Raw genomic sequence first — 15,256 nt, 5'->3', positions numbered from 1 at the left:
GCAAAGTGCCCACCACGTCCCCGTCGGTCACGGACAGCCTTCGTGCCTCCGTGATCGCTCCCTCCGACCCCCGCACCGCGCGGAAAGCCCGCTGGGCCTCGCTCGTCGGGACCTCCCTGGAGTCGTACGACTTCTACCTCTTCGCCTACTTCTCGGCCTTCTTCGCCGGACCGCTGTTCTTCGAACCGCTCGGCCCCGTCGGAGCGAACCTCACCGCGCTCGCCACGATCGGCATCGCGTTCGTCGTGCGCCCACTCGGCGCCATCATCTTCGGCCACCTCGGCGACCGGCTCGGCCGCCGCACCACCCTGATCGTCACCGTGACGGTCATGGGCGTCGCCACCGGACTCATCGGCGTGCTGCCGACCTTCGACCAGGCCGGCTGGCTCGGCGCTCTCCTGCTTGTCACCTTGCGCGTCGCCCAGGGCGTCTCGCTCGGCGGCGAATGGGGCGGCGCCGTGCTCATCGCGACCGAGCACGAAAGCCGCGCGAAGCGCGCCTTTGCCGCCGCGATGCCACAACTCGGCTCCCCGATCGGTTCGATCCTCGCCGCCACCGCCTTCCTCTGGCTGACGCTCAGCCTGAGCGCCCCCGAGATCGTGGCGTGGGCGTGGCGGGTTCCGTTCCTGACGGCGATCCCGCTGCTCGCCGTCTCGCTGTACCTTCGCCTCGCCGTCACCGAGACCCCCGTCTTCGCGGCCGTGAAGGAGCGCGGGCTGCGCCCCAAGGTCCCGCTCGCCGCGCTCCTGCGCGCGCAGCCGTTGACGATCCTCGTCGCCATCGGCGTCGCCCTGCTCGGCATCGGGTCGTACTCGCTCATGAACACCTACACGCTCAACTACGGCGCGGGCGTCCTCGGCTACGACTACTACCAGCTGTTGATCGCCACCACCGCGGGCGGACTGCTGCAGCTGGTGACCATCCCGCTGTTCGGCTGGTGGGCCACCCGCATCGGCTCGGCACGCGTCGTCGCGATCGGTGCCCTCAGCACACTGCTCGTCGCGTTCCCGATCTACTACGTGCTGCAGTTCTCGAGTTTCGAGTTCCTCGTCGCGATGATGATCATCGGCGGCATTCTCCCCACCATGAGCTGGGCGGCCCTCGGCGGCATCTTCACCGAGCTGTTCCACGAGCGCTACCGCTACTCGGCGCTCAGCTTCGCCTATGCCCTCGCCGCGGTCGTCGCCGGATTCGTTCCGACCCTCACCGGGGCGCTCGGCGCGGCGACGGAACAGGCCTGGTGGCACCCGGGAGTGGTGCTCGCGGCCCTCGCCGCGATCACGCTCGTGAGCTCCCTCATCGCGCAGCGCATCCGGGTCGATCGTGACGAGGCCCCCGCTGCTTGAGGCGGGCCAGATCGGCGCCTAGAGTGACGCTCAGAACTCGTGGCGGGGCCCGTGCGCCCCGCCACGTTCGGGCGGACACCACGGGCGGACGACAATGACCACAGATGTCGAGGAACGGCGACGGCCTTCGCGGCTCGTCGTCGCGCTGCTAGCGCTCTCCGGCCTGCTCGTCGTCGCCGTCATCGTTCTGATCGTGGTGCTACTCTCCGGCGGCCAAGGCTCGAGCGCGCCGCTCGCGACCCCCACGCCCACCCCCACTCCCACGCCCTCGGCGAGCACCACCCCGAGCGCGACCCCGACCCCGACGGTCAGCGCCGAGCCGACGCTGCCGCCGTCCCCGATTCGCGGCTTCGAGAGCTCGACGACCGAAGTGAACTGCACCGCCGGGGGATCCGTCCCCCTCACCTTCACCTGGGACACGGCGGGAACGACGGTGTCATTCGGCATCGGTACCGAGACGGCGGACACCGAACCCTACGAAACGAACCTGTCGGCCGTGGGCACCATCACCGTCGACTACCAGTGCGGTCAGGTCAACGGGTGGCAGGAGTACTCGATTGCCGTCTTCCTCGGCTCCGAGGTCATCGCCCGCGACACGATCGTGGTCAGCGAATAACGACTCAGCGGTATTCGGGATTCGCCGAGAACCCCCAGCGCTCGCCCCGCGTCCACTGTTCCGGCAGATTGCCGAACGCGGGAATCCCTCCCGCATCCTTCAACATGCGGGCCAGGTGCAGCAGGTTCCAGGTCATGAACGTCGTATTGCGGTTCGTGAAGTCGTTCTGCGGGCCCCCCGAGCCCTCATCGAGGTAGCTCGGCCCCGGCCCGACCTCACCGATCCAGCCCGCATCGGCCGCCGGCGGAATCGTGTATCCGATGTGCTGCAGGCTGTACAGCGTCGACATCGCCGAATGCTTGACGCCGTCTTCGTTGCCGGTCACCACCAGGCCCGCCACCTTGCCGTAGTACACGTACTGCCCGTTGTCGGCGAGTTCCCCGCTCATCCCGTACAGCCGCTCGATGAACTTCCGCAACACCGAGGAGGGTTCGCCCAGCCAGATCGGGGTGCCGAGGACCAGGATGTCGGCTTCCTTGATCCGCGGCCAGAGGTCGACCCACTCGTCGAACTCCCAACCGTGCTCGCGCATGTCGGGGTAGACGCCCTCGGCGACGTCATGATCGGCGAGCCGGATCTGATCGACCGACACGCCCTGCGACTGCAGGAGCGCGATGCTGCGCTTCATCAGTGCGTGCGTGTTGCTGATCTCGGGACTGCGCTTCAGCGTGCAGTTGACGAACACGGCGTGCAGATCGTCATACCGAGCGGGAGGCGTGACGGCGGCCATGGGCTGACCGTACCCCTCAGGACGAGTCGGTAGACTGGGATCACACCTCACACTCAGGCACCTCGCCCCGGATTCGGGGCATTGACTCGGTGCCGCCGATATCGAACCGGAGTCCGCGTGAACGCCAGCGCCCCCATTCCCGACAAGCCCGCGCTCGAGGGCCTCGAAGCCAAGTGGGGCGAGACGTGGGAGGCCGACGGCACTCACCGGTTCGATCGCACCGCCGCGCTTGCCGCGGGCAAGGACGCGGTCTTCAGCGTCGACACGCCCCCGCCGACCGCCTCCGGCAGCCTGCACATCGGCCATGTCTTCAGCTACACGCACATGGACCTCGCGGCGCGCTTCCAGCGCATGAACGGCAAGCACCTGTTCTACCCGATGGGGTGGGACGACAACGGGCTGCCCACCGAGCGCCGGGTGCAGAACTACTACGGCGTGCGCTGCGACCCGACGCTGCCCTACGACCCCGACTTCACTCCCCCGCACGACGGCGGCGACGGCACCAGCACGAAGGCCGCCGACCAGCAGCCGATCAGCCGCCGCAACTTCGTCGAGCTCTGCGAACGGCTCACCGTCGAAGACGAGAAGCAGTTCGAAGACCTGTGGCGCACGCTCGGGCTGAGCGTCGACTGGTCGCTCACCTACCGCACGATCGACGAGCACTCGCGCGCCACCGCGCAGCGCGCGTTCTTGCGAAACCTCGCCCGCGGCGAGGCGTACCAGGCGGATGCCCCAACCCTGTGGGACGTGACCTTCCGCACCGCGGTCGCCCAGGCCGAGCTCGAAGACAAGGACCAGCCCGCGGCTTACCACCGCGTGTCGTTCCACAAGCCCGACGGCGGCACGGTCGAGATCGAGACCACTCGCCCGGAGCTGCTGCCGGCGTGCGTGGCTCTCGTGGCGCATCCCGATGACGAGCGCTACCAAGCTCTGTTCGGCACCACCGTGACGACGCCGGTCTTCGGCGTCGAGGTGCCCGTGGTCGCCCACCGCCTCGCCCAGCAGGACAAGGGCTCGGGAATCGCCATGATCTGCACCTTCGGCGACGTGACCGACGTCATCTGGTGGCGCGAACTGGATCTGCCGAACCGCACCGTGATCGGGCGCGACGGTCGGCTGATCGCCGAGGCGCCGGCCGAGGAGCTCTTCAGCGACGCCGGCCGCGCCGCCTACGCCGAACTCGCCGGCAAGACCGTCTTCAGCGCCAAAGCACGCATGGTCGAACTGCTCGCCGAATCGGGTGACCTGCACGGCGAACCGCGCAAGATCACCCACCCGGTGAAGTTCTTCGAGAAGGGCGACAAGCCGCTCGAGATCGTGTCGACCCGCCAGTGGTACATCTCCAACGGCGCGCGCGACGAGGCCCTCAAGGAGCGCCTGCTCGCCGCCGGGAAGAGCATCGACTTCCACCCCGACTTCATGCGCGTCCGCTACGAGAACTGGGTCGGCGGCCTCACCGGCGATTGGCTCATCTCGCGTCAGCGCTTCTTCGGTGTGCCGCTGCCGGTCTGGTACGAGCTCGACGCCGAGGGCGAGCGCGCAGGCGTGATCGTGCCGGACGAGGCCTCGCTTCCCGTCGACCCGTCGAGCGATGTTCCGGCCGGCTACACCGCCGATCAGCGCGGCGTGCCGGGCGGCTTCGAGGGCGAGCTCGACATCATGGACACCTGGGCGACCTCCAGCCTGACCCCGCAGATCGCGGGCGGCTGGGAACGCGATCCCGAGCTGTTCGACCTGGTCTTCCCCTACGCGCTGCGCTCGCAGGGCCAGGACATTATCCGCACCTGGTTGTTTTCGACGGTGCTGCGCGCCGAGCTCGAGCACGGCCAGGTGCCGTGGAAGAACGCCGGAATCTCCGGCTTCATCGTCGACCCCGACCGCAAGAAGATGTCGAAGTCGAAGGGCAACGTGGTCACCCCCGCGGGTCTGCTCGAGGAGCACGGCTCGGATGCGGTGCGCTACTGGGCGGCCAGCTCGCGCCTCGGCACCGACGCGGCGTTTGACCCGCAGAACCCGAAGCAGATGAAGATCGGGCGTCGCCTCGCGATCAAGGTGCTGAACGCCTCTAAGTTCGTGTACTCGTTCCCGCTGGATGCCGGTCGAGTAGGCCCGGAGTGCCGTATCGAGACCAGCGCCATCACCGAGCCGCTCGACCGCGACATGCTCGCCGGGCTCGCCGAGGTGGTGCGCCTGGCGACGAAGGCGTACGGCGAGTACGACCACGCGCGGGCCCTCGAGGTGACCGAGCAGTTCTTCTGGACCTTCTGCGACGACTACCTGGAGCTCGTCAAGGAGCGCGCGTACACCGGCGCCGGGGCACCCCAGGCGAGCGCGGTGGCGGCGCTCCGCCTCGCGATCGACGTGTTCTTGCGCCTGCTCGCCCCGGTGATCCCGTTCGCGACCGAAGAGGTGTGGCGCTGGACCCACGCGAGCTCAGTGCACGCTGCCGCCTGGCCGGAGGCTGCCGAACTGGCCGAATTCGGCACCGCGCGCGGCCTGCTGTCGGAGGTGAGCGCCGCGCTCATCGGCATCCGGCGCGCCAAGACCGACGCCAAGGCCTCGCAGAAGACCGAGGTCCTCTCGGCCGTGCTCGCGGGCCCGGCGATGCTGGCCGAGGCGGTCGACGATCTCCGTGCCGTCGGCCGCATCGCCGAGTTGACGCTCGTCGAGGCCGAGGAGGTCGCCGTGACCGAGATCGTGCTCGCGGAGCAGCCGGAGTCCTGATGTCGGTGCAGATCCGTGAGCTTGCGGCGCAGGACCTCCCCGCCTGGCGCGAACTGTTCCGCGCCTACGGGGTGTTCTACGAGACCGAGTTCTCGCAAGAACTGCTCGATCGGGTCGGCGGGATCCTCCTCACACCGGGGTCGGGCGTCGACGCGATCGTCGCCGAGGACGGCGGCACGCTCGTCGGATTAGCCCACTACCGGCGGCATCCGGACACCTTCACCGGCGGTTGGGACTGGTATCTCGACGATCTCTACGTCGACCCGGCAACCCGCGGCGCCGGCGTCGGCACGGCACTCATCGAGGCATTGACCGCGCTCGCGCACGAGGCGGGCGAACCGGGCACCCTGCGCTGGATCACGGCTGCCGACAACGAGACGGCGCAGCGGGTCTACGACCGGGTGGCCACCCGCACCACCTGGGTCACCTACGAGAAGAGATTCTGATGCAGCTCGGAACGCGCTGGAGCGTCGGCGCCACGGCACCCGCGACGCTTCCGTCCGCCGTCACCGCGGCAATCGCCGAGGTCGAGGCCGAGGTCGCCTCCTTCGACACGAGTGCGTGGCGCTGGACCCTCACCTGGTTGGAGGGCCGACCCGTCGTCGAGCTCGACGACGGCACGACGATTCGCTACGACCCGGTCTCGGATGCGGCGACCGTGTCGGCCGCCGACTGACGCGGGCGACGCGACAACACCAGCCACAGGTAGGCGAGCGCGCCCACGACGAGGCCCCAGAACGCGGAGCCGATTCCGACGATCGTGACGCCGGAGACGACCACGAGAAACGTCAACACGGCGACAACGCGGCGGGCGGGCTCGCGGAGCGCATCGGAGATCGACGACCCGAACGCGCCGAACAACGCGAGGCCCGCGACCGCCGTGATGAGGATCGGCGGGGCGACCGCAACAAGCGCGCTCGCCGCGCTCGCGCCGAAGGCGAGCACCAGGTAGGCGACGCCGCAGGTGAGGGTCGCGATCCAGCGGCGGCGCGCATCCGCATGTGCGTCGGGCCCCGCCATCATGGCGGCGGTGATCGCCGCGAGGTTCAGCACGTAGCCGCCGAACGGAGCCGTGACGGCCGAGGCGGCACCGGTGCCGAGCAGAATCGCTCGTGCGGGCGGCTCGTGGTAGCCGAAGGTGCGCAGCACGGCGAAGCCGGGAACGTTCTGCCCCGCCATCGTGACGAGGTACAGCGGAACGCCCAGGCTGACGATCACGAGCGGATCGAAGGAGGGGGCGACGAACTCCAAGGTGGGAGCCAGGGAGTACTCGCCGAATCCGCTCGCCCGCCCCGAGACCGCGATGGCCGTGATCGTGGCGATCACGGCGCCGGCGACGGCCCAGCGCGGCGCGAGCCGCGCGAGCAGCGCCCAGACCAGCACGGCGGGAAGCGCCAGCACCGGCATCTCCACGGCCGCCTGCACCGGTGCCAAACAGATCGGCACCAGGATCCCGGCGAGCATCGCGCTGCCGATCGCGGGGGGAATGCGCGTCATCGCACGCGCGAGCGCGGGCCAGGCGCCGGTGAGCAGCAACAGGGCGGCGCACACCAGAAAGGCCCCGATGGCGCTTCCGAAGTCGCCCGTGAGCCCGCCGGCCGCGATCATCACCGCGGCGCCCGGCGTCGACCAGGCGAAGGCCAACGGAAGCCGGAATGCGACGCTCATCACGATGCACAGCAGCCCCTGCCCGAGCGACAGGGCGAAGAGCCCCGAGGCCGCCTGCGCGGGAGTCGCGCCGACCGCCACGAGCCCGGCGATCACCAGCGTGAACGAACTGGCAAATCCGGTGACGGCGGCGATGACGCCCGCGGCGATCGGATGCCCGAGGTCGCTCATCCGCCGCGACGCGCCGGAGGGCGGAGCAGTCTGCATTCCCACAATGTAGCCTCCGCCCGCGTCGCTCAGCGCGGCCCGTGGTCGGCGGCCAGGAACAGCCCCTGCCGGCGCGTCGCCTCGAGCTGCAGCTCGGCGGCGCGGCGCGCGAGGATCTGGTCGCGCGTCGCCGGACGCACGTCGCGTCGCCCCCAGCTGACGAGCGCAACGCCGAGGCGCACGGCGAGGCGGCGCAGTCCCGGTCGGCGGACGCCGGACGTGCGCAGCACGACGGGGGCGAACACGGTGATCGGTTGGGTGGTCATGACCTCGGCTCCTTCGGCGCACGCAGGTTGTCGCTCTCGGTGAGCTCCGGGCTGGGAGCGCCGTCGACGACGGGGAACAGATTGAGTTGCAGCTGCACCGGACGCGAGCCCGGCACATCCTGATTGCGGTAGCGATCGGCGTACTCGGTGATCACGGTCGCGAGCGCATCGTTGAGGTCGGCGGTCTGCGCCGCGGTGAGGCGCAAATTGGTCGTGTTGAGCGTGCTCGCGTCGAGCCAGTCATGACCAAGGGAGTCCCCGCGCGACAGGAAGTCGCTGAGCAGTCGGCGTCGGTTGCGTTCCCATTCCCCGAGAAGCAGATCGGTTGCCGCGCGCTCGGGGGATTCCCGCTCGAAGCGAGTCGCGTCGAGCATGATCCCCCCGGGAACGCGCTCCCACCAGCGTTCGCGGGCGCTCCCCTTGCCTTCGACCTCTCGCACGAAGCCGTGCTTCTCCAGTTGGCGCAGGTGGTAGCTGGTGGCTCCGCTCGACTCGCCGAGGCGATCCGCCAATCCGCTCGCCGTCGCCGCACCATAGGTCGAGAGCGCATCGAGCAGCTGCACCCGCAGCGGATGCGCGAGCGCCTTGAGGTCGTTCACGTCCAGGGTGCGTGGGGTGCGATCGGTGGTCATATTGCAAAGATACCTTTGCAGAGTGTTCTTTGCAAGATTTTCTTTGCACCCGTTCGTCCTCCGCGTCTAGGCTGAGGAGGTGAGCAATCCGTTCCTGATGCCCAGCCTGCTTCCGTACGCGTTCCCGCCCTTCGCGGACATCCGGGACGAGCACTTCGAACCGGCCTTCGAACTCGGAATGGCCGCGCAGCTCGAAGAACTCGCCGCGATCACCGACATGGCCGAGCCCGCCACCTTCGCCAACACGCTCGAAGCGCTGGAGCGCAGCGGTCAGACGCTCTCGCGCGTCTCCCACGTCTTCTTCCACCTCAGCTCGTCGCACTCCAGCGACTTCACCAACGAACTCGAAGAGAAGCTCGCGCCGAAGCTCGCCGAACACCACGACGCGATCATGCTCGACCACGCGCTCTACGCCCGGATCACCGCGGTGCACGAAAGCGACGAACCTCTGACCGACGAACAGCGCTACCTCGTCGAGCGCTGGCACGTCGAGATGACGCAGGCCGGAGCGGGGCTCGACGAGACGGCCAAGACCCGACTGCGCGAACTCAACCAGAAGATCTCGACGCTCACCACGCGATTCGAGAAGGCGCTCCTTGCCGACACCAACGATCTCGCCGTGCACATCGAGGACGCGAGCGACCTCGACGGCCTCTCGGCGGGCGAGATCTCGGCGGCCGCCGAGGCCGCCAAGTCGCGCGGGCTCGAGGGCTACCTCCTCACCCTCATCCTGCCGACCGGCCAGCCGGCGCTCTCCGACCTCACGAGCCCCGAGACCCGCGCGCGGCTCCTGGAGGCCTCACGCGCGCGCGGCATCCGCGGGGGTGAGCACGACACGCGCGAGTTGGTGCTCCAGATTGTGCGATTGCGCGCCGAACGCGCCGTCCTGCTCGGGTTCGAGAACCACGCCGCGGCCGTCACCTCGGACGAGACCGCCGGCTCCCCCGCGGCCGTCGCCGACATGCTCACCCGGCTCGCCCCGGCCGCCGCGCGCAACGCGCAGGCCGAGCACGCCGCACTCGAACGCCAGGCGGGCGGCGAGGTCGGCGCGGCCGATTGGGCCTACTGGACCGAGAAGGAACGCCAGGAGCGCTACAACGTCGACACGGCCGCCCTCCGCCCCTGGTTCGAAGCCGAACGGGTGCTGCAGGACGGCGTGTTCTACGCCGCCACCCGGCTCTACGGAATCACCTTCCACGAACGCCGAGACCTGGCGAACTACCACCCCGACGCGCGCATCTTCGAGGTCAAAAACGAGGACGCCTCCCCCGTCGGGCTCTACGTTCTGGATCTCTACACGCGCGACAGCAAGCGCGGCGGGGCGTGGATGAACTCCCTCGTCTCGCAGAACTCGCTCCTCGGGCAGCCGGTCGTCGTGACCAACAACCTCAACGTGCCGAAGCCCGCCGAGGGCGAACCGACGCTCCTGACCTTCGACGAGGTTTCCACGCTCTTCCACGAATTCGGTCACGCCCTGCACGGGATGTTCGCGCGGGTCACGTACCCGAAACTCGCGGGCACCAACGTCTACCGCGACTTCGTCGAGTACCCGAGCCAGGTCAACGAGATGTGGATGCTCTGGCCCGAGGTCCTCGACAACTACGCCAAGCACTACGAGACCGGCGAGCCGATCGACGCGGGCGTCGTCGAGCGCTTGCACGCCTCGGAGCAGTTCAACGAAGGCTTCTCGACGAGCGAGTACCTGGCCGCGGCGATGCTCGACCAGGCCTGGCACACGCTGAGCCCCGAGGAGGCGAACGCCGTCACCGACGTCGCCGAGTTCGAGGCCACCGCCCTCGCCGCGGCCGGGCTCGACAATCCGGCGATCCCGCCGCGGTACTCGAGCACCTACTTCGCGCACATCTTCGCGGGCGGCTACGACGCCGGCTACTACTCCTATATCTGGAGCGAGGTGCTCGACGCCGACACGGTCGCGTGGTTCCACGAGAACAGCGGACTCACGCGCGCCAACGGCGAGACCTTCCGCCGTCTCGTGCTCGGCGTGGGCGGCTCGAAGGATCCGCTCGAGGCCTACCGTGAGTTCCGCGGCCGCGACGCCGTCATCGAGCCCTTGCTCGAGCGCCGCGGCCTCGGCTAATCACTCGGCCGCGAACACCTCGCGAAGACGATCCCACTCCGCCGCCCGCACGTACACGGGCAACTCGTCGATCGGCGTCGAACGCTCAACGACGCGACCGCCCGCGACGTCCATGCCGGTGAAGGCATCCACCCACTCGCCGGCGGGCAGGTACACCTCGGCGCGTTCGGAGCCCTCGTCGACGATCGGCGCGACCAGGATCGCGTCGCCCAGCATCCACTGCAGCGGGTGCTCCCGCACGGCGGGGTCGCTCGGCGCATCGAAGTAGAGCGGCCGCATGAGCGGTTCGCCCACCGACAGGGCGCGACGGGTCTCCTCGGCGAGATACGGCACGAGCTTGTCGCGCAGCTTCGCGAAGCGCCGGAACACCGGAATGACCTGCGCGTCGCCGGTCAGCTCGGCGATGTTCCACGGCGTGCGGTCGCGCGACGGCGTGCGGTGGTGGTTGAACTCGGAGTGGTATTGCATGATCGGCACGAAGGTCGCCGCCGCCGCCGAGCGCAAGTACAGTTCCGCGGTCGGGATGTCGCCGCTGAAGCCGGCGAGATCCCAGCCCCAGTAGACGATTCCGCTTGAGGCGGCGTTGAGGCCGGCGAACAGCGACCAGCGGAACGCCTCCCAGGTGGAGTTCTCGTCGCCCGCCCAGAACGCACCGTGCGCCTGGCTTCCGGTGTAGCCGGCGCGACTGAAGGTGACGGGCGCCTTGCCCGAGCGGCGGAGCAGGTCGCCGTAGGCCTTCGCGTAGTGGACGGGGAAGGTGTTGTTCTTCTCGTCACCTCGGCGGCCGTCGAGGTAGACCAGTTCGCGGCCCCAGGCGTGCTCGCCACCGTCGGTCTTGAAGCCATCGATGCCGACCTCCTCGACGAGGTAGCGGCGCTTCTCGGTCCACCATTCGGCCGCACGCGCGTCCGTCAGATCGGGCATCAGCCCGAGCGGGAACCACCAGCCGCGGTTCCGGTACGGCCGCAGCGAGCCGTCGGGTGCGGGCTCCTGAATCAGCACGCCGTCGCGGATCGCCGCCTCGGCGTCCGCCTTCAACTGCTCCGCGGGATGCGGACGCATCTTGAGCAAGGGAATCTGCCACAGGTGCAGCCGGATGTCGCGGCGATGCAGCTCGTCGGTCATCCCCTTCGGATCCGGCCACGCACCGTCGGCGGGGAACTCGAAGTCGGCCAAGCGCTTCGGCTCGGCGCCGTCGGCGACCGTCGAACGGGCGTCGCGCCAGGTTGTGAACGTGCTCTCGTCGCTCCAGGCCTCGATCACGACCGAGCCGACCGGCACGTCGTGGTCGCGGTGCGCATCCATCTGGCGCATCACCTCGGCCTGGGTGTTCCACTCGTTGCCGCTCGCCCAGAGCCGGAACACCCACGCGGGAAGCTCCTCGGCCTGGCCCGCCTCGGCCAGGAACGCCGCGAGAACCTCGCGCGGGGTTCCGTCGTAGAACGCGATCTCGAGCTCGCCGGTGGCGTCGGTCTCGACCTCGATCCAGAGCAGCGACGTGTCGGAGGCCCCGACGTCGAACCAGACGCGGCGGCTGGTGCGCACGTGGAAGCCCCAGCCTGCGCCGCCGACCACATGGGCGAACGGCATCGGCAGGTACGTCTTGCGCTCGGCACCCTGCGACTTGTACTGCTCGAAGACCACCGAATCGAGTTCGGTGCCGCGCTGGTCGAGCGCGTCGTAGCGTTCACCGAAACCGGCGACGCGCTCCCCCGGCGCGAGCGGCAGGGCGAATCGGATGCGGTGCACCGTCGTGCCGTCACCGAGCGTGCGCGCCGAGCCCGCCACCACCCGCGGCGTGCCGACCTCGCGAAGTGCGGTCGCGCCGTCGCTCCAGGCGCTCACCCGCGCCTCGAACCAGCGGGTGCGTTCGCCGGGGGCGGTGAAACGGTAGCGCAGCGTCTCGCCCTCGCGCAGGCCGTCGAGCTCGACTCGCCAGCCGCCGGAGCGGCGCGCCAGACGCGCCTGGGCGGAGGCCAGGTGACCGCCATCGACGACCTGCCCGCGGTCACGACGGGTGACCGATTCGAGGCGAATCGTCGGTTGCGCGACGCCGTCGCGCTCCCACTCGAGCGCGACCTCGGTGACGCCCGGCGAGGAGCGCACGCCGAGCTGGAGGGCCTCCCCCGCGACCGGGTCGACGGGGTGACGCTGGTCGGTGTCGACCGAGTACGGGTGGCCGGAGCCGAAGGGACGGTGGCGGATCACTGGTCAACAACTCCGAGTTCGAGGGCGAGACGAAGGTACATGGCGTACGACCACAGCAGCGGGTCGGCGCTCGTTCCCCACCGGTCGATCCATTCGGAGACCATCGTGGGGTCGTTCAGGTGGTCGGCGACCTGCTCGGGCATGGTGCCGCTCTCGCGCACCGTCCCGGCGGTCCAGCGCAAGAGCTCGACAGCACGGTCGCGCTCGCCGGCGCGAAGCCAGGCAAGCCCCTGAAAGCAGCTCAGCAGCGGCCACTGGCCTCCGCCGTAGTAGGTGTCTGCCACGAAGCGGTGCATGCCTCCGTCGACCACGAGTTGGCGGTCCAGCTCGGCGAGCGTCGCGGCACCGAGCGGGGTCGTCGCGTCGATCAGGTTGAGCGGGGCGATGAGCGAGGCGAGGCTCGCATCTACCGCGTCGCTGCCGACCCATTTGACGAGATGACCGTCGCGGATGCCTTCGGCGCGGATGAACCCGTCCACGGTCGCCGCGGTCTCCGCGGCCGTCGCCGCCGCGCTCGCGTCGAGCGTGGTCCAGGAGTCGACCGCGCGTAGCCCCGCGGCGATGCAGCCGAGCGTCGAGATGTGGTGCTGGTCGACGTGTTCTTCCCACCAGTCGTAGCAGGGGCGGTGCCATGAGCTCGCCAGGTAGTCGATCGTGAGTTCGACCGCAGGAAGCCACGGCGTCGGGTCGAGGTCGTGGCGCCGGACGTGCTCGGCGAGGGCCCACAACCACAGGCCGTAGCCGTCGAGCTGGAAGTCCCACCAGTCGTCGTCGCCCTCGCGGCCGTCGAGCGTGAACCGCGTCGGCAGCATGTCAGTGTCGCCGACGGGGGTTCCCGCATCCGCGGCCGCGACGATGCGCCGCACCTCGGCGGCGCGATCGGTCAGCATGCGCGCGCACCAGTCGAAGAACGACGACGCCGAATCGCGCTCGCCCACGGCGGACATCGCGTCGGCGATGAACGCTCCGTCGCGGAACCAGGAGTACCCGCGATAGGCCGAAAAGGTGGGGCTCGCGGGATAGGCGCCGCTCGCGTCCTGAAGGGACAGGATGAGAGCGCGTCCCTGCTCGGCGATCGCGGCCAACTGGTCGCGGTCGGCGAGAGCCGGGGCGTGAGTCATGACGGGGAGATCCTTTGGATCAGGTGGGCGGTCGAACACATTTCAGGTGGTGCGGGGTGCCGGTCGAGTAGCCGCCCCAGGCGGCGTATCGAGACGAGCGAGTGTGCCGGTCGAGTAGCCGCCCCAGGCGGCGTATCGAGACCCTGTGGAGCCTCGGTCTCGATACGCCGCTTCGCGGCTACTCGACCAGCGGGACTGGCTTCGCGGCTACTCGACCAGCGGGACTGGCAGTGCGGCTACTCGACCAGCGGGGTGCTAGCCGCCGATGACCGCGTTGATGCGCTCTTCGGCACTCGCGAGGGCCTCTTCGACCGTCTTGCGACCGGCCTGCGCCTCGATGAGCTCCTCGCCCATGATGTCCTGCATCTCAGCCTGGCCGTTGGCCACCACCGGGGGCAGTGCGATGCCGTCGAGCGAGTCGAACACGGCCTGACGGTTCGCCGGCGCGCCCTGCTCGAGGTAGGTCGCGAGCTTCGCGTCGTCCGAGATCGGCGGGAGCTCCCAGCCGGACTCGAGGCGGATGTCGACCATCGTGTCGGACGAGGTCATGAACTCGACCCACTTGCCGGCGGCCTCGACGTTCTCCGAGTTCGCGCTCACGCCAATGGCGTTGGAGAAGACGGCGCTGGCCTGCTGGGTGTTACCCGGCTCGACCGCGATGTCCCACTCGAACGGGACGTCGGCGAGGGCTCCGAAGATCCAGATTCCGCTGTGCAGCATGCCGAGCTTGCCCTCCTTGAAGAGGTTGGTGTCGAAATCGGCCGTGCCCTGGCCCTGCTCGATCGTCGGCATCACGGTGCCGCTCTTGCCCACGAGCCACTCGGCCGCCTCGATGCCCTCGGGCGAGTTGAACGCGACCGCGGTGCCGTCGGCGTTCAAGAACTCGCCGCCGTTCTGGGCAAGCGCCTTGTAGTACTCGTAGAAGCTCACCGGCTGGTGGTCGCCCCAGATGCCGGCGTCCTGGTCGGTGATCGCCTCGGCGGCGGCCTTCTCATCGGCCCAGGTCCAGTCCTGCGTCGGGTAGTCGAGGCCGGCAGCGTCGAAGAGCTCCGTGTTGAAGTAGAGCACGACGTCCGAGAACGAGCTCGGCAGCGCGTACTGCACACCGTCGGTGGCGTATGCCTCCAGCAGCGACGCCTTGTAGGCGCTCGCGTTGGCGACCTCGATCGGCGCGAGAACGCCGTTCGCCTGGTACTGCGCGTAGTTCGAGTACTCGATGTCGAAGACGTCGCTCTCGGTGCCGGCCGCAAGGTCGGTCTGCAGCGCGGTGCCGTAGTCGCCGTAGGGCAGCGTCGTGACCTCGACCGTGATGTTCGGGTTCTCGGCCTCGAAGGCGTCGACGATCGCCTGCAGGTTCTCTTCATTTCCGCCGTTCGAAATGAAGTTGGTGTACGTGATGGTGACAGGGCCGCTTTCGGGCTCCGCGCTGCATCCGCTCAGTGTCAATGCCGCGACGCCGGCGATGCCGACGGCGGTCATCAGGGTCTTCTTCATGATCTGCCTATCTCCTTCGATGGGATGTGATGTGGACGGGTGTGGGCGACCGAACTCATTTGAGTCCGGAGCTTGCGACGCCCTGAATGACGTACTTCTGGGCGAACAGATAGAGGGCAAGCATCGGGAGCACGCTGACCACCGAG

At 69.1% G+C, this 15,256-nt stretch carries 13 protein-coding genes; 6 read left to right on the top strand and 7 right to left on the bottom strand.

All coding sequences use genetic code 11. From position 1 onward, the window contains the following. Positions 1-50: 50 nt before the first annotated feature. Complete coding sequence (locus QZ258_RS06855; protein WP_294179943.1) at positions 51-1,346, top strand: MFS transporter; 1,296 nt, start codon at positions 51-53, stop codon at positions 1,344-1,346. 94 nt (positions 1,347-1,440) lie between these two features. Beyond that, positions 1,441-1,962: a hypothetical protein gene (locus QZ258_RS06850; RefSeq protein ID WP_294179942.1), complete on the top strand. Its 522-nt coding sequence runs from the start codon at positions 1,441-1,443 to the stop codon at positions 1,960-1,962. A 4-nt stretch (positions 1,963-1,966) separates the two neighbouring features. Here the strand turns inward: QZ258_RS06850 and QZ258_RS06845 are convergent, their stop codons facing one another. Beyond that, entirely contained in the window at positions 1,967-2,692 is a 726-nt protein-coding gene (locus tag QZ258_RS06845; protein WP_294179941.1) for a flavodoxin family protein, read from the bottom strand. Between the two features lie 117 nt (positions 2,693-2,809). Between QZ258_RS06845 and valS the strand changes: the two genes are divergently transcribed. Genes valS through QZ258_RS06830 form a run of 3 tightly spaced genes read left to right on the top strand, consistent with a single transcriptional unit; the run spans position 2,810 to position 6,092 of the window. After that, positions 2,810-5,416 carry a valine--tRNA ligase gene (gene valS, locus QZ258_RS06840; protein WP_294179940.1) on the top strand — a complete coding sequence of 869 codons (2,607 nt, stop codon included), beginning with the start codon at positions 2,810-2,812 and terminating at the stop codon, positions 5,414-5,416. Next, positions 5,416-5,862, top strand: coding sequence for a GNAT family N-acetyltransferase (locus tag QZ258_RS06835; RefSeq protein WP_294179939.1), 447 nt, complete (start codon positions 5,416-5,418; stop codon positions 5,860-5,862). Before valS ends, QZ258_RS06835 begins: the two co-directional genes overlap by 1 nt. Next, positions 5,862-6,092, top strand: a complete 231-nt coding sequence (locus QZ258_RS06830) for a hypothetical protein (protein WP_294179938.1) — start codon at positions 5,862-5,864, stop codon at positions 6,090-6,092. Before QZ258_RS06835 ends, QZ258_RS06830 begins: the two co-directional genes overlap by 1 nt. Here the strand turns inward: QZ258_RS06830 and QZ258_RS06825 are convergent. From QZ258_RS06825 to QZ258_RS06815, 3 genes are read right to left on the bottom strand one after another with little or no spacing between them, the layout of a single operon-like run. Beyond that, on the bottom strand, positions 6,047-7,291 hold the full coding sequence (locus QZ258_RS06825) for a benzoate/H(+) symporter BenE family transporter (protein WP_294179937.1): 1,245 nt from the start codon (positions 7,289-7,291) through the stop codon (positions 6,047-6,049). The two genes, QZ258_RS06830 and QZ258_RS06825, sit on opposite strands and share 46 nt — an antisense overlap. A 29-nt stretch (positions 7,292-7,320) precedes the next feature. Then, a complete protein-coding gene (locus tag QZ258_RS06820) occupies positions 7,321-7,557 on the bottom strand; it encodes a hypothetical protein (protein ID WP_294179936.1) in 237 nt (78 codons plus the stop codon). Beyond that, positions 7,554-8,189, bottom strand: a complete 636-nt coding sequence (locus tag QZ258_RS06815; RefSeq protein ID WP_294179935.1) for a transcriptional regulator — start codon at positions 8,187-8,189, stop codon at positions 7,554-7,556. The genes QZ258_RS06820 and QZ258_RS06815 overlap by 4 nt, the downstream gene beginning before the upstream one ends. A 97-nt stretch (positions 8,190-8,286) precedes the next feature. Between QZ258_RS06815 and QZ258_RS06810 the strand changes: the two genes are divergently transcribed. Continuing rightward, positions 8,287-10,287, top strand: coding sequence for a M3 family metallopeptidase (locus QZ258_RS06810; RefSeq protein ID WP_294179997.1), 2,001 nt, complete (start codon positions 8,287-8,289; stop codon positions 10,285-10,287). On the opposite strand, the gene QZ258_RS06805 is transcribed toward QZ258_RS06810, so the two are convergent. The 3 genes from QZ258_RS06805 to QZ258_RS06795 all read right to left on the bottom strand — a co-directional run bounded on the left by QZ258_RS06805 (position 10,288) and on the right by QZ258_RS06795 (position 15,110). Continuing rightward, the gene (locus QZ258_RS06805) at positions 10,288-12,495 is read right to left on the bottom strand and encodes a TIM-barrel domain-containing protein (RefSeq protein WP_294179934.1); all 2,208 of its coding nucleotides are present in this window, start codon (positions 12,493-12,495) and stop codon (positions 10,288-10,290) included. Continuing rightward, positions 12,492-13,616 carry a glycoside hydrolase family 15 protein gene (locus QZ258_RS06800; RefSeq protein ID WP_294179933.1) on the bottom strand — a complete coding sequence of 375 codons (1,125 nt, stop codon included), beginning with the start codon at positions 13,614-13,616 and terminating at the stop codon, positions 12,492-12,494. The genes QZ258_RS06805 and QZ258_RS06800 overlap by 4 nt, the downstream gene beginning before the upstream one ends. 255 nt (positions 13,617-13,871) lie before the next feature. Further along, the gene (locus QZ258_RS06795; protein WP_294179932.1) at positions 13,872-15,110 is read right to left on the bottom strand and encodes a sugar ABC transporter substrate-binding protein; all 1,239 of its coding nucleotides are present in this window, start codon (positions 15,108-15,110) and stop codon (positions 13,872-13,874) included. Positions 15,111-15,256 lie beyond the last annotated feature (146 nt).

It is taken from the genome of uncultured Schumannella sp. (assembly GCF_905479755.1).
Lineage (GTDB): Bacteria > Actinomycetota > Actinomycetes > Actinomycetales > Microbacteriaceae > DCRR01.
This window is presented reverse-complemented; position numbering and strand designations above follow the sequence as displayed.